The 23,940-nt window shown below is 64.1% G+C and carries 23 protein-coding genes; 8 read left to right on the plus strand and 15 right to left on the minus strand.

Going from position 1 to position 23,940, the window contains the following annotated elements; translation table 11 throughout:
* Positions 1 to 2 precede the first annotated feature (2 nt).
* Together I603_RS12115 and I603_RS12120 are read left to right on the plus strand one after the other, a co-directional pair.
* Positions 3 to 1,463, plus strand: coding sequence for a purine-cytosine permease family protein (locus I603_RS12115; protein ID WP_068865399.1), 1,461 nt, complete (start codon positions 3 to 5; stop codon positions 1,461 to 1,463).
* On the plus strand, positions 1,460 to 2,803 hold the full coding sequence (locus I603_RS12120) for an APC family permease (protein WP_068865401.1): 1,344 nt from the start codon (positions 1,460 to 1,462) through the stop codon (positions 2,801 to 2,803). Before I603_RS12115 ends, I603_RS12120 begins: the two co-directional genes overlap by 4 nt.
* Before the next feature lie 136 nt (positions 2,804 to 2,939).
* On the opposite strand, the gene I603_RS12125 is transcribed toward I603_RS12120, so the two are convergent.
* From I603_RS12125 to I603_RS12150, 6 genes are all read right to left on the minus strand, one after another.
* The gene (locus I603_RS12125; protein ID WP_068865403.1) at positions 2,940 to 3,575 is read right to left on the minus strand and encodes an isochorismatase family protein; all 636 of its coding nucleotides are present in this window, start codon (positions 3,573 to 3,575) and stop codon (positions 2,940 to 2,942) included.
* Positions 3,575 to 4,756, minus strand: coding sequence for a CaiB/BaiF CoA transferase family protein (locus I603_RS12130; RefSeq protein ID WP_068865405.1), 1,182 nt, complete (start codon positions 4,754 to 4,756; stop codon positions 3,575 to 3,577). Before I603_RS12130 ends, I603_RS12125 begins: the two co-directional genes overlap by 1 nt.
* Positions 4,753 to 6,651: a hydantoinase B/oxoprolinase family protein gene (locus I603_RS12135; protein ID WP_068865407.1), complete on the minus strand. Its 1,899-nt coding sequence runs from the start codon at positions 6,649 to 6,651 to the stop codon at positions 4,753 to 4,755. Before I603_RS12135 ends, I603_RS12130 begins: the two co-directional genes overlap by 4 nt.
* A 4-nt stretch (positions 6,652 to 6,655) precedes the next feature.
* Positions 6,656 to 8,713 carry a hydantoinase/oxoprolinase family protein gene (locus I603_RS12140; RefSeq protein ID WP_068865410.1) on the minus strand — a complete coding sequence of 686 codons (2,058 nt, stop codon included), beginning with the start codon at positions 8,711 to 8,713 and terminating at the stop codon, positions 6,656 to 6,658.
* A 15-nt stretch (positions 8,714 to 8,728) separates the two neighbouring features.
* Positions 8,729 to 9,637 carry a hydroxymethylglutaryl-CoA lyase gene (locus I603_RS12145; RefSeq protein ID WP_068865412.1) on the minus strand — a complete coding sequence of 303 codons (909 nt, stop codon included), beginning with the start codon at positions 9,635 to 9,637 and terminating at the stop codon, positions 8,729 to 8,731.
* Positions 9,638 to 9,774: 137 nt separating this feature from the next.
* Positions 9,775 to 10,425 (minus strand): GntR family transcriptional regulator, encoded by a 651-nt coding sequence (locus I603_RS12150; protein ID WP_068865521.1) that lies wholly within the window; start codon positions 10,423 to 10,425, stop codon positions 9,775 to 9,777.
* Between the two features lie 200 nt (positions 10,426 to 10,625).
* Here I603_RS12150 and I603_RS12155 point away from each other — a divergent pair, with 200 nt between their 5' ends.
* Genes I603_RS12155 through I603_RS12170 form a run of 4 tightly spaced genes read left to right on the plus strand, consistent with a single transcriptional unit; the run spans position 10,626 to position 14,792 of the window.
* The gene (locus tag I603_RS12155; protein ID WP_084440087.1) at positions 10,626 to 11,369 is read left to right on the plus strand and encodes an aspartate/glutamate racemase family protein; all 744 of its coding nucleotides are present in this window, start codon (positions 10,626 to 10,628) and stop codon (positions 11,367 to 11,369) included.
* Entirely contained in the window at positions 11,369 to 11,800 is a 432-nt protein-coding gene (locus tag I603_RS12160) for a nuclear transport factor 2 family protein (protein WP_068865414.1), read from the plus strand. The genes I603_RS12155 and I603_RS12160 overlap by 1 nt, the downstream gene beginning before the upstream one ends.
* Positions 11,800 to 12,210 (plus strand): nuclear transport factor 2 family protein, encoded by a 411-nt coding sequence (locus I603_RS12165; RefSeq protein WP_068865416.1) that lies wholly within the window; start codon positions 11,800 to 11,802, stop codon positions 12,208 to 12,210. The genes I603_RS12160 and I603_RS12165 overlap by 1 nt, the downstream gene beginning before the upstream one ends.
* Positions 12,211 to 12,251: 41 nt before the next feature.
* Positions 12,252 to 14,792 carry a TonB-dependent receptor gene (locus I603_RS12170; RefSeq protein WP_068865418.1) on the plus strand — a complete coding sequence of 847 codons (2,541 nt, stop codon included), beginning with the start codon at positions 12,252 to 12,254 and terminating at the stop codon, positions 14,790 to 14,792.
* A gap of 73 nt (positions 14,793 to 14,865) precedes the next feature.
* On the opposite strand, the gene I603_RS12175 is transcribed toward I603_RS12170, so the two are convergent.
* From I603_RS12175 to leuC, 9 genes are all read right to left on the minus strand, one after another.
* Positions 14,866 to 15,648 carry an NUDIX hydrolase gene (locus I603_RS12175; RefSeq protein WP_068865420.1) on the minus strand — a complete coding sequence of 261 codons (783 nt, stop codon included), beginning with the start codon at positions 15,646 to 15,648 and terminating at the stop codon, positions 14,866 to 14,868.
* A gap of 449 nt (positions 15,649 to 16,097) precedes the next feature.
* Complete coding sequence (grxD, locus tag I603_RS12180; RefSeq protein WP_068865422.1) at positions 16,098 to 16,424, minus strand: Grx4 family monothiol glutaredoxin; 327 nt, start codon at positions 16,422 to 16,424, stop codon at positions 16,098 to 16,100.
* 41 nt (positions 16,425 to 16,465) lie between these two features.
* Positions 16,466 to 16,699, minus strand: a complete 234-nt coding sequence (locus tag I603_RS12185) for a BolA family protein (RefSeq protein WP_068865424.1) — start codon at positions 16,697 to 16,699, stop codon at positions 16,466 to 16,468.
* Positions 16,700 to 16,702: 3 nt separating this feature from the next.
* Positions 16,703 to 17,026: a DUF1476 domain-containing protein gene (locus I603_RS12190; protein ID WP_068865426.1), complete on the minus strand. Its 324-nt coding sequence runs from the start codon at positions 17,024 to 17,026 to the stop codon at positions 16,703 to 16,705.
* Positions 17,027 to 17,116: 90 nt separating this feature from the next.
* The gene (locus I603_RS12195) at positions 17,117 to 18,115 is read right to left on the minus strand and encodes an NADPH:quinone oxidoreductase family protein (RefSeq protein ID WP_068865428.1); all 999 of its coding nucleotides are present in this window, start codon (positions 18,113 to 18,115) and stop codon (positions 17,117 to 17,119) included.
* A 25-nt stretch (positions 18,116 to 18,140) separates the two neighbouring features.
* Positions 18,141 to 18,743, minus strand: a complete 603-nt coding sequence (gene leuD, locus I603_RS12200; RefSeq protein ID WP_068865430.1) for a 3-isopropylmalate dehydratase small subunit — start codon at positions 18,741 to 18,743, stop codon at positions 18,141 to 18,143.
* Positions 18,744 to 18,751: 8 nt separating this feature from the next.
* Positions 18,752 to 18,928 carry an LPXTG cell wall anchor domain-containing protein gene (locus tag I603_RS12205; RefSeq protein WP_068865432.1) on the minus strand — a complete coding sequence of 59 codons (177 nt, stop codon included), beginning with the start codon at positions 18,926 to 18,928 and terminating at the stop codon, positions 18,752 to 18,754.
* Positions 18,929 to 18,956: 28 nt separating this feature from the next.
* Entirely contained in the window at positions 18,957 to 19,736 is a 780-nt protein-coding gene (locus I603_RS12210) for an RNA-binding protein (protein ID WP_143736718.1), read from the minus strand.
* Between the two features lie 2 nt (positions 19,737 to 19,738).
* A complete protein-coding gene (gene leuC, locus I603_RS12215; protein WP_068865436.1) occupies positions 19,739 to 21,169 on the minus strand; it encodes a 3-isopropylmalate dehydratase large subunit in 1,431 nt (476 codons plus the stop codon).
* Between the two features lie 124 nt (positions 21,170 to 21,293).
* Here leuC and I603_RS12220 point away from each other — a divergent pair, with 124 nt between their 5' ends.
* Both I603_RS12220 and I603_RS12225 read left to right on the plus strand, forming a co-directional pair.
* On the plus strand, positions 21,294 to 21,710 hold the full coding sequence (locus I603_RS12220; protein WP_068865438.1) for an acyl-CoA thioesterase: 417 nt from the start codon (positions 21,294 to 21,296) through the stop codon (positions 21,708 to 21,710).
* A gap of 436 nt (positions 21,711 to 22,146) precedes the next feature.
* The coding region (locus I603_RS12225; protein WP_157090873.1) for a hypothetical protein at positions 22,147 to 23,940 on the plus strand (1,794 nt) is incomplete at its 3' end.

A 23,940-nucleotide genomic window follows, 5' to 3' on the forward strand; every position in this document is an offset into this window, starting at 1 on the left:
CGGTGACGAAGGGCGCCAACCGGATCGAGGCCGCGCTGGCCGAAACGCTGCCGTTATTGCCCGAGGAACGCAGCTGGTCGTTCCGCGACATGCTGGCGGTCAAGAGCGGGCTTTCGATTGCCACCTGGGGGTTCCTGTTCGGCGGGGCGACGGGGCAACTGGTGGGCTTTGTCGATGGCTTTATTGCGCTGTTCTTCGGCACCGCCGTAGGCCTTGGCATCCTGTTCTTCGCGCTGTTGCTGCCGGTGTATCGCAACGGGTGCGAGAGCTTTGTCTTCCTGCGCAGCGCCTTCGGCCCGATTGGCGCAAGTCTGCTGGCTGTCCCGCTCGTGCTCGGCATGGTGCCGTTCTCCGCCGCCATCCTTTCGACCATGGCGGGCGCAGCAACCGAGGAAGTGCTGATCGGACTGTCCCTGTTTCCCGCGGATAGCGGACTGCCGCTGGCGGCTATCATGTCGTTCGCGGTCCTGGGCGTCAGCTTCCTTCTCGCGGCGCGCGGGAGCGACACTCTGCGCCTGTTCAACCTTGCCACCGTGCCGCTGCTGGTCCTGCTGTCGGGCGGCTTGCTGGCGGCGGTGTTCATCGAGGCGGGCTGGGACACAATCCTTGCTGCCGCACCGCCCGAGACGCGCTGGGACCGCCCGACCCGGCTGATGCTGGCGGTGGAGCTCAACATCGTGGCGGCGATTTCGTGGTTCGGCCTTGTGGGCAACCTGATGCGCTATGGCCAGAGCGCGCGCGGGGCGACATGGGGCACATGGATCGGGCTGGTGCCGGTGTCCTTGCTGCCAGCCACCGCGGGTCTTGCCTCCTCGCTCGCGCTGGGTTCGCCTGATCCGGTGCAATGGATGACCCCGCTGGTAGGGCCGGTGCTGGGGCTGGCGATGCTGCTGATCCTGATCCTTGCCAATGTCAGCAGCGCGGTGGGGCTGCTTCAGGGGAATGTCACGACGATCATCCAGAATTTCGGCGCGCCTATCCGCCAGCTCGGGTTTGCGGGGATGACGGGCATCCTGTGCGTGATTGCCTGTCTGATCATCTGGTTCGCGACCGACGCCCTTTATGCCAGGTTCTATTCGATCACCGCGTCTTTCGGCGCGATCTTTGCCGCTTGTATCGGGGTCTTGCTGGCTGACCGGCTGGTGCTGCGTCGCTCGAAGGTCGATCTGGCAGGGCTGCACGATACCGCAGGCGGGCCCTACGCCTTCTGGCTGGGCGTCAACCCGGCCGCGCTGATCGCGCTTGCGGTGGGCTTTGCGGCTTACATCACGCTGCTCGAACCGGTCAGCCAGACGCCGAACCCGGCGTTCCGCTATCTTTCGGCGAGCCTGCCCGCGATTGCGGCGGCGTTCGCCGTCCATCTGGCGCTCTCGCGTGTAGTCACGATCCGCGCCCGGCGCGGCGGCTATCCGGGCGGACGACAGGCAAAGCTGGAAATCGTCGACGCCGAGCCTGCCGAATGAGCGGGAACTCGCAGCCCGGCCAGCTCCAGAAGCGCCTTGGCCTGCCTTTCGCGATCGCCGTGTGTGTCGGGCTGGTTATCGGGACCGGTATCATGCGCACGCCGGGCGAGATCGCCAACATGGTGCCCGATCCCACGGTCGTCATGCTGCTGTGGCTGGCTGGCGGCCTCTACGTGATGCTGATGGCCAATGTCGCGGCCGAAGTCTCTTGCGCGATCCCGCGATCAGGCGGGCATTACATCCCGGTGCACGAAGCGCTGGGGGATGCGATGGGGCTGCTCGTCGGGTGGACGATGTGGATTGCCGGGGTCGCCGCGACAGCCTTTCTCGCGCTCGCTGCAGCGGATTTCCTTGCCCTCGTCGTTCCATTCGTGGCCGGTCGGGTTGAGATCGTCGCGCTGCTTGTCCTGTTTTCCGTGACCGCGCTCAACTGGGCCGGAGTGGAAGAGGGGTGCTGGGCGCAAATCGTCAGCACCGGTCTGAAACTCGCCTTGCTGCTCGCGGTTGTCTGCGTGGCGCTGGTTATGCCTGCAGGCAGGGCAGGAGGCGAAGCCGCCGCCGATCCTGCAAGCGCCGAACCGCTTTCCATCCTGACCATTCTGGCCGGTCTGCAGTTCATCGTTACAGTCTACGACGGCTGGTATGCCTCGATCTACTTTGCCGGCGAGGACAGGGATCCGGGCCGCAACATTCCCCGATCTTTGTTTCAGTCGGCCCTGTTGGTCACCGCCATCTACCTTGCAATCAACTGGTCGTTGATCAGGGCGCTCGATTTCGAGACCTTGCGCGCATCGACCCTGCCGATGGCGCAGGTGATCGAAGTGGTCACAGGGCGTTGGGGCAAGATTGCCGTGGGTCTTGTCGCGGTGCTGATGGCGCTGGGAACACTCAATGCGGCCGTCATGACGAACCCGCGCACGCTTTACGGGATGGCGCAGGACGGCCTGTTCGTGAAATCCGCCTTGAAGGTCAATCGCGGCGGGACACCGACCTTTGCTCTTGCCATGGGCTTTGTCCTCGCGATCCCGCTGATCTTTTCGGGCGGCTATGTCTTCGTGTTCCGGCTGGTGGGCGCGATGGTCCTATTCGCATCGTGCCTGTTCGTGCTGTCCTATTTCGCACTCAGAAAGCACCGCCCCGACCTCGCAAGGCCCTATCGCGCCAAGGGGCACCCGATCCTTCCGGCCCTTGCTCTGACAATCAACCTTGCTCTTTTGATCGGTTTCGTGATTGCCGAGCCGATCAGCGGCGCAATCATGGCGGGGATGATTGCAATATGCGTCCCCGTAGGCCTCCACCTCGAACGGGAAAAACGACGGCTTGCCGTGACAACCACATAGTCGGCTGCGCACGATCGGCCCCCCATGCGCGTTCTGGTGCTCCTGCACGAAATGCGAGGGCACGAAGATTGGTAGGCGCTCTGCTTATGATGGACGCTTTGGTTCGCCGGACCGGCGCGCCAGATGTTCCGCTGCCTCAGGCGCGGGCCCTGGCGATCACCCCCAGCGCCTCGGCCTCGAAGATGACCTCGGCATATTTGGCTTGAAGATCGAACAGGTTCGCCTCGTGCGGGGCCTCGTGGCGGTCGGCGCAGGCATCGCGCACCACAAGGGGCACAAAGCCGTATTGCATGGCGTCCAAGGCGCTCGCCCGGACGCAGCCCGACGTCGAGTAGCCGGTGATCAGCAGGGTATCGATCCCTTCGGCGTGCAAGGCCTCGGCCAAACCCGTGCCGAAAAAGGCGCTGGGATATTGCTTGGTAAACACGCGGTCGCCCGGCTGCGGTTGCAGGGTTTCGGGAAAGGCGCCGAGCGGCGATCCCTCGTCGAATACCTTGAGCACCGGGGCCTTGCGGTAGAATACCCCGCCATCCGCCCCGCCGGGTTGGTAGCTGACATTGGTGAATATCACCGGCACGCCCGCCGCGCGTGCCGCCGCGGCGAGCCTTGCATTGCTGTCGCGGGCGGCGGCGGCCGTGTCCATGTAGAGCGGCGAGCCTTCCATCAGATAGGCTGTCACCACATCGACGATCAGCAGCGCGGGGTGCGTGCCCGGCTGGAGCCTTCCGGCGAACACCCCGGCGTAATTGTCGGCAGCCGAGGAGCCTGCCATCAGATCACCCCGGCCTCTGCCAGACGCGCGAGTTCGGCATCGTCCATCCCCAGACGCTCGGCGAAGACCTCGGCATTGTCCTGCCCCGGCGTCGCGGGCGCTGGGCGGCGGATGGTCGAGGGGGTTCTCGAGAGCTTGGGGAAGGCGTTCTGCATCTTGATCTTGCCGCGATTGCGCGTCTCGACCTCGATGATCGCCTCGCGCGCCTTGAAGTGCGGATCGGCAAGCATTTCGGGCGCGCGATAGACCCGGCCTGCAGGGATCGAATATTCGGTCATCAGCGCATCAACCTCGTCGACCGTCAGCGTCCCGGTCCATTCATTGACCAGCGCGTCAAGTTCGTCCTGATGGAGTCCGCGCGCGATGTGGGTGGAATAGCGTTCGTCGCTGGCGAGCTCCGGACGACCCATTGCCTGGCACAGCCGAGCGAATATCGCGTCGCCATTGGCGCCGATCATGTAGCTGCCGTCCTTGCAGGTATAGACGTTGGAAGGCGCGATGCCCTTGAGTACCGAGCCAGAGCGTTCACGGATCACCCCGTTGCGGTCGTATTCGGGGACCAGCCCCTCCATCACCTGCAACACGGCCTCGTAAAGCGCGGAATCAACCACCTGGCCCTCGCCGGTCTTCTCGCGGTGGTGGAGCGCCGCGAGCACCCCCATGCAGCCATAGGTCGCGCACAGCGTGTCGCCGATGGAAATGCCCATGCGGCTCGGCGGGCGGTCCGGTTCGCCGACAATATAGCGCCAGCCGCCCATCGCCTCGCCGATCCCGCCGAAGCCGGCGCGATCGGAATAGGGACCGTCCTGTCCGTAACCCGACATGCGCGCGATGATGAGACCGGGGTTGATGGCGTGAAGTTCAGCGGGGCTCATGCCCCAGCGTTCGAGCGTGCCGGGCTTGAAGTTCTCGATCAGCACGTCCGCCTCGGCGATCAGCCGCTTGGCCAGCGCCTGCCCCTCGGGCACGCGCAGGTTGCAGGTCACCGAGCGCTTGTTGCGGGCGATGACCTCCCACTGCACCTTTTCTTGGCCCTGGCCCCAGTTGCGCATCGGATCGCCGGCGCCCGGCGGCTCGATCTTGACGACATCCGCACCCATGTCGCCGAGCAATTGCCCGCAGAACGGGCCTGCCAGCAATTGTCCCATCTCGACAACCTTGAGTCCCTGAAGCGCGCTCATTCGGCGGCCTCCCTGAGATCGTGGAGATTGTTCCAGACCGGCTGGATCGGCGCGGGAAGGCCAGTCTCGGCTTCGCAATTGGCTCTCAGCGCGTCGATGCCGGGGCCGTAATCGAACAGCGGCAGTTCGCCCCTGCTGGCCGAGATTTCCGCGCGCAGGGCTTCGGTGGCGGCAGCGTCCACCACGCCCTCAGCGTCCACGACAACGCCATAGGCGCGCGCGCCTTCGGGGGTGACAAGGCCCTGCCGTATTTCGAGGCCGACAGCTTCCGGATCGCGCGCCAGCGGATCGCCCCAGCCGCCGCCGCCCCAGGTGATGAAGTGGAGGAGATCGCCTGCCTTGACCGCGACGCTTTCAACCTTGTTACCGACGATTTCGGTCGAGCCGTCTGCGCGTTCGAGGACCTTCCTTGCCCGCGCGCCCGGATGTCCGCCATTCACGCCCCACGGGGGCACGAACCAGCGGTCGTCATGGATCGCGATCTCGCCATCGGCGAGAAAGCGGTAGGTCATGTGGATGCCATTGCCCCCGCGATGCAGGCCTGCCCCGCCGCTGTCGGGCGCCGTCGAATAGCGCTCGATCCGCAGCGGGAAATAGCGTTCGAGGAACTCGTTGGGGACATTGGTGAAGCCCGGCCACAGCGAGTGTCCGTCCGGCCCGTCGCCGAGCGGACGGCCCGGAATGCCGCCGAAGCCGATCTGGAACAGCTGGAACCAGTCGCGGCTGCCGTCCTCGCGGCTGTCCCATCCGGAGTAGAACAGGTGCGGCGAGGAGGAGAAGCCGGCGGCGTTGAGGAATTCCGGCGTCTTCTGTCCGAGCAGCCCGCCGAGAATGTCGAAGATGCGGCCCAGCGCATGGGTGCGGCCCGACAGCGCGGCAGGGAAGCGGGGCTTCAGGAGCGAGCCTTCGGGGATGCGCACCTCGATCAGATCGTAGAACCCGTCATTGAACAGGATCTGCGGATCGAACACCATGATCATGTAGATGCCGAAGAACATCTTGAACATGTTTTCATTGAGATAGAAGTTGATCGAGGCGGCCGACTGCGGATCGGTGCCGTCGAAATCGAGGATCACCTTGTCGCCCTCGCGCCACATGGTGCAGCGGATCTTGTAAGGGCCGTAGCCCTTGCCGTCGTCGCAGATGTAGTCCTCGAAGCTCACCGGCTCCTCGGCCACAGCCATGCCGATCAGCGCCTTCATCGCGCGGTGGTTGCGCGCCAGCAGCTCTTGCGTGGCAGAGACATAGACGTCGTCGCCGAAGCGTTCGGCCATCTCGATCACGCGGCGGGCGGCGACCCGGCACGAGGCGATGAGGGCGTTGAGGTCGGCCTGGCACCAGTCGGGCTTGCGGGTCTGGTGCATCACCAGCTTCATCAGGTCTTCGTTGTATTCCCCGCGCTTCCAGATCTTCACCGGCGGGATGCGCACGCCTTCCTCGAAGATCGATGACGCGCCGATCGGCATGGATCCGGGGACCGAGCCGCCGATATCGCTCTGGTGGCCGAACATCGCGGTGTAGGCAATCAGGCGCCCGTCCTTGAACACCGGCAGCAGCACCAGCCAGTCGTTCGAATGGCTGATCGCACCCGCACAGGAATAGGGATCGCTGAGGAAGATCATGTCCCCGTCCTCGATCGTCCCGTCAAAGCTCTTTAGGAAGCCGTCGATGAAGCTGCCGAACTGGCCGACGATCATCTTGCCGGCGGGATCGGAGATCAGCGGGAAGGCGTCGCCTTGTTCGCGGATGCCCGGCGACATGGCGGTGCGCACGAGGGTCGCATCCATTTCGATGCGGGCGTTCCTCAGCGCGTTCTCGATGATGTCGAGCGTCACCGGGTCGATTGCGACCTTCTGGAACGGGGTGGTGTTGGGTTCGATGATGCGTGCCGGCATGGTCTTAGCCCTCCGCCTTGAGAGTGATGAGGATGTTGCCGACAGCATCGACAGTCGCGCGGCAATCGTGCTCGACCAGCGTGGTCGAATCCATCTCGGTGATGATGGCAGGGCCTTCGATCACGTCGCCCTGTTTAAGCTTGGCGCGGTCGTAGATCACCGCCGCGCGTTCCTCCCCGTCCATCCACAACACGTGGTCGCGGATCTTGGCGGCGGCGGGGTTGCCGTCACCCTTGGGTAGTTCCGCCGCGGGGAGGGCAGGAGCCTGACCCAGCGCCACCGCGCGCAGGTTCACGATTTCGTGAGGGGTATCCATGTTGAAGGTGAACAGCCGGAGGTGTTCCTCGTCAAAGCGGGCGAGGATGCCTTCGATACCGTCCTTTTCGAGCACGTCCTGCGTGATCGTCAGCGGTACCTCGAAGGCTTGCCCCGCATAGCGCACGTCGATTTCGAATTCCGAGGTGATCTGGTCTTCGGGGATGCCGTCGGCGAGGAGTTCGCTGCGGGTCTGCGCCGCCATTTCGTCGAGCACCGCCACCAGATCCGCGATGGTGGTGTCGCGCGCGAGCCGCGAGAAGCTGCGCGCGGTTTCGGTACGCATCCGGGTGGTTGCATCGCCGAGTGCGCACAGCACGCCGGGCGAGACGGGCGAGATTGCGGGCCAGCTTCCCATCAACCGCGCAACCGCGTTGACGTGGAGCGGGCCTGCGCCGCCAAAGCCCATCAGGGCGAATTCGCGCGGGTCGTAGCCCTGCTGGACCGAGATCATCCGCAAGGCGCCGAACATGTTTTCGTTGACGATATCGATGATCCCGCGCGCGGCTTCCATCAGCGTCACGCCCAGCGCATCGGCGATGGTCTGCACCGCCGCCTTCGCGCCTTCGCGATCGAGCTTGAAGCTGCCGCCGAGAAGGTCTTCGGGGAGGTAGCCCAGCACCACGTTGGCGTCGGTCACGGTGGGGAGCGTGCCGCCCTTGTTGTAGGCGACCGGCCCCGGCACCGCGCCCGCGCTTTCTGGGCCGACGCGCAGCGCCTTGGTGAGTTCGGGGACGTGGGCGATGGAGCCGCCGCCCGCGCCCACGGTCTTCACGTCAAGCGCCGAGGCGCGCACCGAAAGGTGGCCGACCTCTGTGGTGCGCTGGCGGCGCGGTTCGAGGCCCTGGATCAGGGCCACGTCGGTGGAGGTGCCGCCGACGTCCAATGTCAGGATATTCTCGAAGCCCGCATTCTTCGCCACCCACAAAGCGCCGGTGACCCCGCCTGCCGGGCCGGACATGAGGATGTTGACGGGATGCTCCTCGGCCTTCTGGCTGCTCATCAGCCCGCCGTCGGAACGCAGAAGCGAGAGGCGGCCCTTGAGGCCTTCGGCCTCCAGCTTGGTCCGCAGGTTGGAGACATATTTCGACACGACAGGGCGCACCGCGGCGTTGGCAACGGTGGAAAGCGTGCGCTCGTATTCCTGCATCTCGGGCAGGACTTCGTGGCTGAGCGAGACGGGAATGCCCGGCAGTTCCTCTGCCGCAATTTCACCGATCCGCGCCTCGTGCGCGCCGTTGAGATAGGCGTTCATCAGGCTGACGGTCAGTGCCTCGATCCCGTCGCCCTTGAGTTTGCGCAAGGCGATGCGCACCGCATCTTCGTCGAGCGGGGCAACCTCGCGGCCCTGGGCGTCCATCCGCCCCGGCACTTCGACCGTGTGCTCGAGCCGCGCGAGCGGCTGCGGCTTGGGCCACACGATCCACGCCGCGAGGCCGCCGGGGACAAAGGAGCGCGCGATCTGCATGATGTCGCGATACCCCTGGGTGGTCACGAGGCCGACCTTCGCACCCTTGCCCTCCAGCACCGCATTGGTTGCCACCGTGGTGCCGTGCAGGAAGTAAGTAATGTCGGCGGCCGTGATCCCGGCCTTCTCGGTGATCGCCTTGACCCCGGTCAAGATGCCTTCGGAAGAATCATGCGGGGTCGAAGGCGTCTTGTGCCGCCAGAAGGCGCCGCTTGCCTCGTCGAACAGCAGCAGGTCGGTAAACGTCCCGCCCACATCCACACCCAGCCTGTAGGTCATGCCCAGTCCTTTTCCTTATGCCGCGCGGGCGACTGCCGAGGGCAATTCGCGCCCCAGCTGCCCCGCAAACCACTTGTTCGCCGCGATTGCGGCCTCGAGATCGATACCCGTTGCCACGCCTGAACGTTCCATCATGTAGACAAGGTCCTCGGTGGCGATGTTGCCGGTTGCGCGCGGGGCGAAGGGGCATCCGCCGAGACCGCCCAATGAGGCGTCGAACACCCGCACCCCCGCCTTGTAGGCCTCCCACGCATTGGCGATGCCGGTGCCGCGGGTGTTGTGGAAGTGTGCGCGCATCGGGATTTTGCCACCGAGTAATGCGCCCAGTTTGCCGAACAATTCCCCCGCTTCCCATGGCGTGCCGACGCCTATGGTGTCGGCCAGCGCGATTTCCTCAGGGGCTTCGGCGGCGAGATCTTCCGCGATGGCGAGGACGGTGTCGTGCTTCACCTCGCCCTCGAAGGGACAGCCGAACGCGGCGCTGATGGTGACTTGCGCGCGCATTCCTTCCTCGCGGGCAAAGCGCAGCATGGCGCGGGTTTCGGCGATGCCCTGCTCGATGGTCTGGCCCTGGTTCTTCTGGCCGAAAGTATCGCTGGCGACCACCACGCAGCCGACCTGATCGATCCCGCGCGCACCGCCTTCACGGGTGGCGAGCGCACGCAGGACACCGCGCTTGTTGAGCACGAGGCCGATATAGGTGCAGTCTGTGCGATCGGGCAGGCCGGCGATCACGGCTTCGGCATCCGCCATCTGCGGCACCCGCTGCGGGTGGACGAAGCTCGCTACCTCCAGCCGCCGTGCGCCGTAATCGATCATCCGCCCGATCAGCGCCAGCTTGGTGTCTGTGGCAATGATGTCCGGCTCGTTCTGCAACCCGTCCCGCGGGCCGACTTCGACCAGTTCGATTTGTTCGAACACCATGGTGAATCGCCTGAAATGATAAAGGGGCCTGCAAGGTGCTTACCCAATTTGTATACAATTGCAATCGCGCTGCGGTATGTGAGGTGGACTGGAACCGTCTTGCTGCCGATGCGTTGTTACGCGGCGCCGTGCGCGCTTTATTCCCCTCCCGGGCCTGCCGCGTTGGTAAAGCTGTGGAATGCTCGACGCAGGTGGCTGCCCATCACCGCGCGCGCCCATTCCGGGTCTCGCGCGGCAAAGGCGGCGATCAGTTCGTCATGGTCGCGGGCTGACTGGCGCAAATCTTCGGCGGTGTAATTGCGTGCTGTCCGCAGCACTACCGGCGCCTCCACCAGCTTGGCCAGCATTTGCCCGAGTCGCGGGGATTCCGCAGCATCTATGATCGCTTCGTGGAACGCCCGGTTTGCCTCAAGGAAACGCCTGACGTCGGGCGAGGGCTGTTCGATCGCGTCGCGCAAGGTCCGGTTGACTGCCTCGAGACTGGCCAGCTTCCCCTTGGTGAGGCGGTTCGCTGCGCGTTCGGCCGCGTGACATTCGAGCATCTGTCGCAGCGCGAACATTTCCTCGATGTCGTCGCGACTCCAGTCTGCCACGAACAGGCGTTTCGATTCGCTGCGCACCAGCAGCAATTCGTCCTCCAGCCGCCGGACCGCTTCACGCACGGGTGTGCGGCTCACGCCTGCGATCTGCGCCAACCGGTCCTCGGTCAACTGTTCGCCAGGCCCCACCGCACCGCTCAGGATGTGGGTGCGGATCTGCTGGTAGGCCTGTTCCGAAGCGCGGCTCATGGCAAGCATTCTTCCGGAACAAGGGGAGAGCAGGGGGGCATCATTGCTCTCCCAATCTATGCCAGCAGTTTGCCATCTCAAAGCCCTGCGGCAGTAAAAACACACCTTGCGAGCCCATCCTGACACTTTTCGGGAAAGCACTTGACGGGTGATATTTGTATACAATAATCACGCCAGCACAGGCAACAGGGGAGTTTGCCGTGAACCGTATCAAGGTTATCGTGCCGATCGCCATGGACGAGGCAGGGGTTGCCAACCGCGCCCAGCAGCTTCCGTCCGATTTCGTGCGTCCCGACTTCGCGCCGACCTTCGAGGCGGTGCGCTGGGGCGCGGCCCTTGGCGATTCCTATCACGACACCCTGTTGATGGACTGGACCGTGTTTCAGGCTGGTGTCGTTGCCGAGGAGGAAGGCTATGCCGGAGTCCTGATCGACACCGTCAGTGATTCCGGCCTGTGGCCGCTGCGTTCGGTGCTCTCGATTCCCGTGGTCGGGCCGGGCGAGGCGAGTTTCGCCGCCGCCATGACGCTCGGCAAGAAGTTCTCCGTCCTTACCATGTGGCCGCAATGGTTCCCGCTCTACGAGAAGGTGCTCAACCAGCACGGCTGGGAGCATCGTTGCGCGAGCGTCCGCTCGATCGACACGCGGCCCGACGTTACCGAACTGCTTGAGGGCAAGGAGGAAGTGGTCTTCGCCAAGCTGAAGGCAGAGGCGTTGAGGGCAATCGAGGAAGACGGGGCCGACGTGATCGTGCTCGGATCGACCACGATGCACCAGTCGGCGGCCTACCTTCAGGGCGAATTGCCGGTGCCCGTGCTGAACCCCGGCCAGGTTGCCTACAAGCAGCTGGAAACGCTGATCGAACTCGGTCTCAGCCACTCGAAGAAGGCTTTCCCCTCACCCGAAGTCCCCATGCACGCCAATATCCGAAAGGGCTGGTACTGATGAGCGAATGGACTGAAGGCGGTCCCGGCCAGGCGCCGCTGCCCTATCCCTTCTATGTCGATATCGTCACCAAGCGGTATTTCGACGGGGTCGACAACAAGAACCTCGACAAGGTGCTGAACTGCTTCACCCCCGACGCGGTGCTGACCGAGGTGACGAGCAACACGGTGCATGACGGACGCGAAGCGATCCGTGCCATGTTCGTCAAGCTGTTCGCCGATTTCGAGAATATCTGGCACGGCAATTTCGTGCACACGGCCGATCCGCAAACCAACGCGATCTGCAGCCAGTTCACCGTTCTCATCACTCCCAACGGAGGCGAGGAGCTGCGCTACGAGAACTGCAACCGCTTCTACCTCAAGGACCGGCTGTTCCATCGCGTGTATGTCTACATGTCCGGCGACAACCTGCTGAAGGAAGGAGACGCCTGATGCAGTACGAACCCACCTTGTCGCGCGAAGCGCTGATCGACTTTGCCCTCAACAAGTATTTCGCCCGGGTCGATGCCAAGGACATGGAGGCGGTGCTCGATTGCTTCCACGATACCGCGCTTTTCTGTGTCCAGACCGCCTTCACGCGTCACAGCGGAAAGGCCGAGATCCGGCGGATGTTCGAGGATTTCTTCGGCGCCTACGAAACCATTATTCACCGCGATTTCACCTGCACCGTGGACGAGGCAAACGGGCGCATCACCGCGTGTTTTACTGCCGAACTGCACGATGAGTCCGGGCAGGTGACCTTGCTGGAGAACACCAACTTCTGGCGTCTGCGGCCCGGCGATGACGGTCCCAGGTTCCAGGAAGTCTACGTCTACATGAGCGGGGCCAACGTCCTCGTCTGATCTTTTTTCGTCGTTTCGATTCCTTTCAGGAGAGCCGTCCCATGAATGTCCGTTTGGTTCTTGCCTCTGGCGCGGCTTTTGGCGCCATTGCTCTGGCCTCGCCCGCTCTGGCCCAGCAGGCCGACCCCGCCACCGACACCGCGCAGGAGGAGGAGGACAACGCAATCATCGTCACCGCGCGGCGTCAGTCCGAATCGGTGGCGGACGTGCCTGCGGCGATCACCGTGTTCGGCGCCGACACTCTCGCCAAGACCGGTGTGCAGCGCGCCGACGACTTCATCCAGCTGACCCCGGGCGTGACCATCGTCACCGGCACGGCAGAAGCGGGCGACACACAGATCAACATCCGCGGGATCAACGGCGCGCGCGATGCCGAAAGCTCGGTCGCGTTGGTGGTTGACGGGATCCTCAAGACCAACACCGCGCAATTGAACCAGAACCAGGGAACGCTGCGCCAGGTCGAGATCCTCAAGGGTCCGCAAGGCGCGCTCTATGGACGCAATGCCGCGGCTGGCGCGATCGTGATCCAGACGCTCAAGCCCGGCGACCGTCTCGAGGGCGGGGTCACGGTGCGCGCTGCCGAGGATAACACCTATCTCGCCACCGGCTATGTCTCTGTCCCGGTAGGCGAGACGGCAGGCTTTGTGCTGTCGGGCAATTATTCGACGACCGACGGCTTTTTCCGCAATCGGTTCCTCGGCAATTCCAAGACCATCGATGACCAGGAGATCTGGTCGGTCGACGGGCGCTTTGTCGCCGAGCTTGGTCCGCGGACCGAGCTGGACGTCAAGGCCCGTTATGCCGACCTCACCGGTGCCTCGATCAATTTCAACGCCAGCTTCCACCTGCCCAATTTCGCCGGCGTGGACCCGGCGTTCTTCGAGGACGTCAACACTCATCCCTTCGGCTTCTATTCGAACATCCGTCCCACCAACGACCAGCAGACTTTCGAAGTTTCGGCCAAGATCGAGCATGATTTCGATGCCGTGACGCTGACCGCATGGGCGCTATACAGCGACGTCGACCAATCGCTGACCGCCGATGGCACGTCAGCCGACTTCGCGCGCTTTACCTTCCCCGGCGCGACTCCGGCATCCGTGGCTGCCTCCAATGCCTGCTTCGCCAGCACCGCCCAGCTGACCGGCTTCCCGCTCAATGCGCCGACCTTCATCGGGCAGACCCCGGTCCCGTTCATTTTCGATCCCGTCACCGGCTCGACCTTCGGCCCCTACAGCCCGACCACCTGTGACGGGACCCAGTTCCAGATCCGCGAGCAAAGCGATTTCAGCGCTGAAATCCGACTTGCCTCGAATGGCGACGGCCCGCTCAACTGGCAGCTTGGTGCCTACTACCTGCATATCGATCGCGAGGTGGGCGTCAGCCTCGGCGCGGATCTCGGTCAGGGCGTGATCCGCCAGCTCTACAATGGTCCGGACACGGCCAACCCGACAACCCAGCTCTACAACGATTCCTTCGATACCGATGTCTATGCGGTGTTCGCTTCGGCCGACTATGACGTGACCGATCGCTTCAACATCAGTCTTGCGGGCCGGTACGATATCGAGGATCGCAGCGTCAGCAGCCTTGTCCCGACCGTGTTCGACCCCTTCACCGGCGGTCCGATCAACCCCGGCCAGCAGGTCGTTGCGGGCGTTGTCCAGTCAGTCCCCGACCAGTCGCAGACCTTCAAGCAGTTCCAGCCCAAGGTCTCGCTGCGGTACGAGGCAACCGACGATATCAACCTCTATGCCAACTGGGGTGTCGGCTTCAAATCGGGCGGGTTCAACAACCAGGGCTCGGCCGCCATCGTCGATCAAGCCTTCAACCAGTTCATCGGCACCAACATCCTGATCAACGACCAGTATCGCAAGGAAGTGTCCAACGCGTTCGAGGTCGGGGTCAAGGGCAGCGTGCTCGATGGCCGCGTGACCTTCGATCTCGCCGGCTACCACACCAATATCGAGGACATGCAGTTCTTCGAGTTCTTCGTCGGCGGCTTCGGCCTGCTGCGCGTGGTCTCCAACATCGACGAGGTGCAGATCTTCGGTGCCGAGCTCAACCTGACGGCGGAAATCCTTGACGGCTGGACGGTGTTCGGGTCGGCCAACGTCACCGACAGCGAGATCAAGGCCAATGCCTCGCGGCCCGAAACGGTCGGCAACAAGTCGCCCTATACCGCGGATTACACCATCAACATCGGCACCCAGCTGGATCTTCCGGTTTCCAGCACGGTGGATTTCGTTACCCGTGCCGACTACCGCATCACCGGGCCCACATGGTTCCACACGCTGCAGAACGATACCAATCCGACCCTGTTCAGCGGCCTGCTGCCCGGTTCGGCGCTTGCGCTTCCGGCCTTCGTCGGTGATGCCGATTACTCGGTCACCCAGCGCGATACCTTCGGCGTGGTCGATATGCGCATCGGTCTCGAAAGCGATCGCTGGTCGATCTTCGCCTATGCCGAAAACCTGTTCGACGAGCGCTATCTCAACGAGGTCATCACCGCGGCGGAATTCGGTGGTTCGTTCATCTCGCCCGGCGGCTTGCAACGCTTCGGGGTGGAGCTGGGCTACAAGTTCTGAGCCCCTCGGGTAGGCCAGACACGGCGGCGACGGGAAGACCCGCGCCGCCGTTTTTGTTTCAGCTCCCGCAAATTCACCCCCGCGCGACCGTTTCCAGCAGTTCCGCTGTTACCGGATAGCCTGCATCGGCAAGAATCGTCAGCCACGGCTTGCCGTTGTGCTCGACGACCTGCGGCATGATCGTGCGCACCGGAATCGCCTCGGCCTGGGCGCGGGCCTCTTCGTAGCTGGCGAAAAGCGCGAGGCGTTCAAGATTGCGGCGGGTGGGAAAGATCAGCTTGATCTCGCCGCGCTCCGCTGCATCGAGTGCGCCTTGCGCGCTCGTCCAGAACAGGTGCGTATTCTCCGACTGGTCGATTGACACCTCGACCGCGCCGGTGCCGAGATTGGCGAGGTAGAAGCGCGTGTCATAGACCCGCGGGATCTGCTCGTTCTTGGGAAACCAGCGTGCAAAGGGCGTGATCTGGCCAAGGTCGAGCCGCCATCCGAAGGCCTCCAGCACCGGGGCAAGCGCGCCCGTCTCGGCCAGCATTGCGCGGGCTTCAGCCGCGCGGGCGGCGTCGATGTCGCCCGCCAGACCGAGCGCAAGGCCGGTTTCCTCCAGCGTTTCGCGCACTGCCGCGATCTGGTGCGCGGCCTCGTCGGCGGTCATTGCGTGCCCCGTGGCTACCGCCTCGCCCAGCGCGAAGTCTTCCGGATCGACCCTTCCGCCGGGAAATACCGCCATGCCGCCTGCAAAGGTCATGCCCTTTGAACGCACGGTCATCAGCACCTCGGGCGGGCCACCGGCGGGGGCATTGCGGAAGATGATGATGGTGGCGGCAGGGATGCCGTGGGGCGCGGAATCATTGGTCATCGGCGAACAGGATGGCGCGGCGGCAAGCGCTTGCCAAGCGCTTTGGCGCGATCCTGCCGCTTTCGTCAGGGGTGTCGGGAGAGTTTACACTTCCCGCCTCGCGATTGGCGGCGGATCGCGGAAAAATGCCAGAATTGCGTGCTTTCCCTCATTTGGCACGCACCATGCATAAAGTGAGGCGGTCTCAATGGTCTTCCTATCGAGGCGCGCCCTTCCTGGTTTTCGGGCGGCGCCTCCCCTTAAACGAAAAAGCGCTCCGCACTGGTCCTGCGGAGCGCTTTTTTGTTTTTCGCACCCACCTCCGCGGGTGCGTCCTCGGCGCTGTTCCTTCGCTTCGCTACGGGCGCCTGCGGGCGGCCGGCGGCCTTGCGGCCCTTTGGGCCGGGACAGTGCATCAATCGAATGTCATGCCAACGGTCGCATTGACGAGCGCGAGGCGGGTGCGAAACTCAAACGGTCTTGACGCCGCTTTCGTTCAACAGCTGCTGCAATTCGCCCGCCTCGAACATCTCCATCATGATGTCGCTGCCGCCGACGAATTCGCCCTTCACGTAGAGCTGGGGGATGGTCGGCCAGTCGGAGAAGCTCTTGATGCCCTGGCGGATTTCCATGTCCTGCAGCACGTCGACGCTTTCATAGGCGACCCCGCAATGATCCAGGATCGCGACGGCCCGGCTGGAGAAGCCGCATTGCGGAAACAGCGGCGTGCCCTTCATAAACAGCACGACGTCATTGGTGGTGACGAGATCGGAAATGCGGGCGTTGGTATCAGACATGTTCGGGTTTGCCCCTGATGCGGTTGAAGGAGTGTTGCGTTTCAGGTGGGAACCTTGGTCGTGACTTGCAAGGCGTGCAGTTCGCCGCCCATCCGTCCGCCGAAGGCCGCATAGACCATCTTGTGCTGCGCCACGCGGGTTTTGCCGACGAATTGCGGTGCGGTGACGGTGGCGGCCCAGTGATCATCATCTCCGGCCAGATCGGTCAGTTCGACCGTCGCGCCGGGCAGGGCGGCAAGGATCGCTTCCTCGATGGCGGCGGCGCTCATCGGCATGGACTACACTCCGCCGAGCAGTTGGCGGCGCGCCTCGATCGTCATCTCTTCGAGCTTGGCGCGAATGTCGGCCTCGGTGATGTCGGTTCCGGCAGCGGTGAGATCGCCCAGCAGCTTGCGGATCACGTCCTCGTCACCGGCTTCCTCGAAATCCGCCTGCACGACCGCTTTCTTGTAGGCGTCGGTTTCTTCCGGGGTCAGCTTCATCGCGCCCGCAGCCCATTCGCCCAGCAGGCGGTTGCGGCGCGCGGCGATGCGGAAGGCGGTTTCCTCTTCGAGCGCGAAGTGGGCCTCTTCGGCGCGTTCGCGATCCTTGAAATCGGTCATATAATATGTGTCCTTTCGGATACGATCCGGGGATTGGGATAGTGGTCTCGGCGCGTGGCTTCAAGCGTGAAGCCGCGATCCGATGAGACTTTATTCCATTGTGACGACGAGCTTGCCGACCGCCTCGCGTGCTTCGAGCTTGGCGATGGCATCGCCCGCGCGTTCGAGCGGGAAGGTTTCGCTCACCAGCGGATCGATCTTGCCGGCCTTCATCAGGTCGAACAGCTCCTCGACCTGCGCCCGGAACGCGGCCGGCTCGCGGGCAGTGAAGGCGCCCCAGAACACGCCGCAGATGTCGCAGGACTTCAGCAGGGTGAGATTGAGCGGCATCTTGGCGATCCCGGCCGGGAAGCCGACCACGAGGAAGCGGCCCTCCCACGCGATGGCGCGCAGGGCGGGTTCGGAATATTGCCCGCCGACAATGTCATAGACGATGTTCGCGCCGTCCGGCCCGCAGGCGGCCTTGAAGGCGTTGGCGAGCGCCTTGGAAGCATCCTTGTCCATCGCTTCGCGCGGGTAGATCACAACCTCGTCGGCCCCCGCCTTGCGGGCCACCTCGCCCTTCGCCTCGGACGAGACGGCGGCAACCACGCGCGCGCCGAAGGCCTTGGCGAGTTCCACCGCCGAAAGCCCGACGCCCCCGGCTGCGCCCAACACCAGCACCGTATCGCCTGCCTTGATATGCCCGCGATCCTTGAGGCCGTGGATGGTGGTGCCGTAGGTCATCAGCAGCGAAGCGGCTTTCTCGAACGGCACGCCGTCCGGCACCGGGAACATGCGTCCCGCAGGCACCACGACCTTTTCAGCCAGCCCGCCATTGCCGATCCCGGCCATGACCTTGTCGCCGACCTTGTAGCCTTCGACCCCTTCGCCGACCGCTTCGATCACTCCGCTGATTTCCCCGCCGGGCGAAAAGGGGCGCTCGGGCTTGAACTGGTACATGTCGCGGATGATGAGACCGTCGGGATAGTTGATCGCGCAGGCCTTGACCGCGACCAGCACCTCGCCCTTGCCGGGGGTGGGTGTATCGACCTCGTCGAGCGTCAGGGTTTCCGGCCCGCCGGTCTGGTGGGTGCGAATGGCTTTCATGATGTCCTCTCCCGGATTGGTAAATCTATGCGGCTTGGGTGCCGCGCATCAGCCACGGCTGGGCGGCGGTGCGGGTGGCTTCGAAAGCGCCGATGGCCTCGCCCCGCGCCATGGTCAGCCCGACCTCGTCGAGCCCGTTCAGCAGGCAGTGCCGCCGGAACGGGTCGAGATTGAAGGTGAAGCGGTGCTGATAGGGGGTGGTGACGGTCTGGCTTTCGAGATCGACCGTGATCGGCTGCCCTTCGCGGGCGACCGCCAGCAGCCGGTCAACCGCCTCCTGCGGCAGGACGACCGGCAGGATCCCGTTCTTGACGGCATTCCCCGAGAAAATGTCGGAGAAACTCGGCGCGATCACCACGCGGATGCCCATGTCGCCCAGCGCCCAGGCGGCGTGTTCGCGGCTCGATCCGCAGCCGAAATTGTCGCCCGCGATCAGCAGGGTGGCCCCGGCATAGGCGGGATCGTCGATGACGTTGCCCGGTTCCGCCCGCAGCGCCTCGAACGCGCCCGCGCCAAGGCCCTCGCGGCTGATGGTCTTCAGCCACTTGGCCGGGATGATGATGTCGGTATCGACATTCTTGAGGCCGAGCGGGATGGCGCGGCCTTCGACGCGGGTGAGCGGTTCCATGGCGTTCCTCAGTCGGTTTCGGGCGGCTCGCCCGAGGGGATGGGGCCGGACTGGGCCTCCTCGCTCTGCTTCTTCTTGCGTTTGCTGGTATAGAGCAGCGCGGCAGCAATCGCAGCGGAACCAATGGCGCCAGCCGCGGCCAGCGCGGCGTTGCGGGCGGTGTTGTTCTTGGGCTTGTCGGTCATGGCTTGTCAGATGGTCCCAACTGCTTCGTTACGCAAGCACCGAGCGGCGATTTGCAGGCGACGCCAGACCGGTTCCCGCTGAAACGAGTCTTTGCGCGATTTCGGCGCGCGTCTCGGCCCCGCCCGCCACGACATATTCGGTTTCGTCCGGAAGTAGGATGGTGAGCGCGACGAGGCGAATTTCCACATCCTGGTCGAACTGGCAGTATGACGGCCGGCCCGGCACCGTGACGTTGATGAGCGCGCCGACAGTGCCGCGCTGCGTCAGCCAATGCGCAGGCATGGAGGCGGGAGCAGGCAGCTCCATCGAGAAAATCCCGTACTGGCGGGTCGGGGCCTGAATCCCGCCGAAATTGGCCACGTTTCGGGCAAGTGTCTCAATCAGGTCGAATTGCCAGCTTCCACGGATATCCTCGAAAGCTGCGCCTGCCAGATCCGGGCACTCAATGAAGACCTCGCAGCCGAATCCCGGTTCCTGGCTGTCGCTGTCGACGAACAGGTCGCTCAGGCCGTCCGAGGCGATGATGAGGCTGCGCTCGGGACGCACCACGCGGAAGGCCTGCCGGCTAGTGGGCCATGCAGGCGAGCCCAGGAATTCCGGGCTGACGAGATAGGCGATCACATCGTCGTCCACTGCCCCGGCGCCCGACCACACCTGCAAACGCGCATTGAAAAAGCGTTCGTAGCGCGGATCGTCGAGGGTGATCATGCCGGGCTTGGGCGGTTCGCTGTCCAGCGCCTTGCCGGAACGAAACAGCCGGCCCAATAGCCCGCCGAGGCCGCCGCCAAGCAGACCTTTGCGCCCCACCTTCACACCAGCTCGCGCACATCGGCGAGCCGCCCGGTAACTGCGGCAGCCGCCGCCATCGCCGGGGAGACAAGGTGCGTGCGCGCGCCCGGCCCCTGCCGGCCGACAAAGTTGCGGTTGCTGGTCGAGGCGCAGCGTTCGCCCGCAGGGACCTTGTCGGGGTTCATGCCGAGGCAGGCCGAACAGCCCGGCTCGCGCCATTCGAAACCCGCTTCGGTGAAGATGCGGTCGAGCCCTTCTTCTTCTGCCTGCGCCTTCACGAGACCCGATCCGGGCACCACAATCGCCCAGCGCACATTATCGGCCTTGCGACGCCCTTTCAGCACCGCTGCGGCGGCGCGCAGATCCTCGATGCGGCTGTTGGTGCAGCTGCCGATGAAGACGTTTTCGATAGGAACCTCGGTCATCGGCGTGCCCGGCGTGAGGCCCATGTAGTCGAGCGATTTTTGCGCCGCGACACGCTTGCTCTCGTCGGCAAAATCCTCGGGCGAGGGTACGCGCCCGCCGATCGGCACCACGTCCTCCGGGCTGGTGCCCCAGGTGACGCTGGGTTCGACTTGCGCCGCGTCGATCACCACGCTCTTGGCGAAGACCGCGCCTTCATCCGTGCGAAGCGTGCGCCAGTACGCCACCGCCGCGTCCCATTCCGCACCCTTGGGAGCCATGGGGCGGCCCTTCAGATAGGCGAAGGTCACATCATCGGGAGCGATCAGGCCGGCGCGTGCGCCCGCCTCGATGCTCATGTTGCAGACGGTGAGGCGTTCCTCGATGGTCATCGCCTCGAACACCTTGCCCCGGTATTCGATCACATAGCCGCTGCCGCCAGCCGCGCCGATCGTGCCGATGATGTGCAGGATCAGATCCTTCGCGCTCACGCCGGGGCCAAGATCGCCCTCGACCTGCACTTCCATCGGCTTCGACTGCTGGAGCAGCAGGGTTTGCGTCGCCAGCACATGCTCGACTTCGCTGGTGCCGATCCCGAAGGCGAGCGCGCCCAGGCCGCCGTGACATGCGGTGTGCGAATCCCCGCAGACGATGGTGGTGCCGGGCAGCGAGAAGCCCTGTTCGGGGCCGACCACATGGACGATCCCCTGTTCCTTGGCGGTCGCAGGGATATAGCGGATGCCGAAGGCGGGGGCGTTGACTTCGAGCGCCGCGAGCTGGGCTGCGCTTTCGGGGTCGGCGATGGGGACGGGCTTACCGGCCGCATCCAGCCGCGGCGTGGTCGGCAGGTTGTGGTCGGGAACGGCGAGGGTCAGCTCGGGCCGCCGCACCGGACGCCCTGCGACCTTCAGCGCCTCGAACGCCTGCGGGCTGGTAACCTCGTGGACGAGGTGCCGGTCGATATAGACCAGCGCCGTGCCGTCGTCGCGCGTCTCGACCACGTGCGCGTCCCAGATCTTCTCGTAAAGTGTGCGCGGGCGGCTTGCCATGATGTCTCGGCTCCTTGGTGAGAGGGGCGATTAGACGCGGCGCGCGCCATCGCGCAAGATGCGTGCTTGACCGGCGTCAAATTCGTCATGGATTTGCAAGCTTCATGGGCTATAACTGACAAATATGTCAGCAACCGAATCCCCTGCCGCACCTTTTGTCCACCCGATCCGGGTCGAACCGGCCGACATCGACTTCATGGGGCACGTCAACAATGCGCGCTACCTGAACTGGGTGCAGGACGCGGTGCTGGCGCACTGGAACAACCTTGCCCCGGCTGAAGACATCGCCTCCAAGGCGTGGGTCGCGCTCAAGCACGAGATCACTTACCGAAAGCCCGCCTTTCTTGAGGACGAGGTGATCGCGCAGACCGTGCTCGAACGCTTCAACGGCGCGCGCGCGTTCTATTCGACGCTGATCAAGCGCGGCGAGGATGTGCTGGCCGAAGTGCAGTCATCCTGGTGCTGCATCGATGCCGAAACCCTGCGCCCCGCGCGCATTGGCGAACACCTGCGCACCTTCTTCTTCCCGCAAGCCGAGTGATCCGCGCTTTCGGGCTCATGCCCGGCTGACACCCGACCGCCAGCAATCTCCCGACAGGGCCGAGTCGCGCCTGCGTGACGGGTCCTGACATTGCTGCTGCGCGCGATCCGGATTCGATCGCCGTCCCGCGGAACTTCTTGTGATCGTTATCAGGTTTTCTGCGGTTTTTTACCAAACTGGGTAAAACAAAAACTTATCAGATTACTTGCAAAGAAAATTTGATTTGCATCAAATTTGCCAAAAACTCGGAAAAAACCTGTAAAGCTGGGTCTTGAAAAGAAACCAATCGAAGGGTAGGTCTAGATTAGGGATCGTTGGGAAGCGCTTTTCGTTTACGAATGGCGTGGATGGGAGAGAAATCATGATTTTTTACGCAAAGCGCACTGCGCTTGTCCTTGGCGCGTCTGCTGTTGCCATGGCGGTTACTATGCCTGCCATGGCCCAAGCTGTTGAAAGCACGACAGTACCGGGAGCCGTGCTTCCCGATGAATTCACCTTTCCCGAAGGCGAAACCTTCGAGTCCGGAGTGGTGACGAGCGGCACCGGATCGGCGGTCGCCAGTGTGATCGACCCCGCGAGCGGAGCCATTCTCCAGGGCGAACCCGGCGAAGAGCACGAAGACGAAGTGGTCATCAATCTCGGCGTCCAGAGCATGGAAGCCGAAGTCATCGCGCCGGGACAGGTTCTGCTGGTCAATTCGGGTGATGTCACGATCACGGCGAGCGCCACGGCCACCAATGATGCCGGTCAGGCTGTTGCTCTTGCCAATATCGAAAACGCGGTCGGGCAATATATCGCGGCTCCGTTGCCCGAGGTTTCGGCAACGGCGATCAATAATGGCTCGCTTTCCGTCATCTCGTCGGCGGTAGCCACCGGCACCACGGCACCTGGCGAAGGTGACACCTTCGGCGCACGGGCGGTTTCCAACCTGCTCGGCGGTTTCCATCAGGAAGCGGGTCTGGAAGAGAACACCGATGGCACGGCCACGGTGACCAGCACCAATAACGGGACCCTGACCGTGTCTTCCAGTGCAGCGGCCACAGCCGAGGCCGATGTCGAAACGATCGCGACCAATGTCGAATCGATCTACATGCGCGCATCCGGGAACGGTGCGAGTGATGCCGCGACCAGTGCCGTCCTGACCAATAATGGCCTGTTCGATTTCAGCGCTGAAGCAACCGGGGTTTCGACCGACGGTGATGCCACCGCCTTTGCCGAAGCGGGCGGCGGTGAGCACGGCCTGGTGCATGTTCGTGCCCGCGCCAATGGCCGAGGTATCGATACCGCCGATGTCACGATGACGAATGCCGCGGGAGCCGATATCCGCATCATCGCCAACGCAGAGGCGACGGCATTCGGTCTGGCTTCTGCAACCGCTTCGGGCGGGGACGCCTTCTCGCCCGAGGAAACGCTCAAGGGTGGCGGGCTTGTGCTCAAGGCGCAGGCCAGCGGTGCCGATGACGGAGATATCACATCCACCCTCATCAATAGCGGGGACATCCGCTTCGATTACTTCGCCAACGCCCTTTCGACCGGGAGCCAGCCGGAAGAGGGCGAGGCGCTCGACCTTGGCGCAACGGCGACGGCAGGCGGCAATGGTGCGATCGACATGATCATCGAAGCGGGCGGGCCGTCTGACTTTGTCGGGCGTACCGGCATTGCCAGCCTCACCAACGCCAGCGGCGGGCTGATCGCGATCGGCGCTTCGGCCATCGCAAACTCGGAAGGCGAGAGCACGGCTTCTGCCATTCTCGGCGCATCGGTCTACCAGCAAGGCGAGATTTCCGGGGAGGCAACGCTCGACTTTGCCAATGCCGGCACCTTCGTCAGCGGCGCCAGTGCCCAGGCAAGCGGTCTGTCAGCCAATGCGACCAGCGCCGCCGAAGGCGTGCGGCAGGCCATGATCGCGATCGGTGGTGCGAACGCCGGATTTGCCAACAGCGGCCGCTTCACCGTCGTGGCATCCTCGATTGCGACCGGAACCGATGGAGCCGAGGCGAAAGCAGAGGCTGTGGGCTATGATGTGGCTGCCGAGCCGTTGGCGCTGACGGTGGTCAATAGCGGGACCTTTACCGTCAATGCCGATGCGCTGAGCAGCCGCGAGGCTGAGGCTTCGGCCACCGGCATGGAGATCTTCGCCGATATTGATGCCAGCGCCTTGCCGCCCGAGGAAGGCGGCGGCGGTGGCGGTGGCGGCGGCGGCGGCGGCGGTGGCGGCGGCGGCGGCGGC

Source organism: Erythrobacter dokdonensis DSW-74 (assembly GCF_001677335.1).
In the GTDB taxonomy this organism is placed as follows: Bacteria; Pseudomonadota; Alphaproteobacteria; order Sphingomonadales; family Sphingomonadaceae; genus Erythrobacter; species Erythrobacter dokdonensis.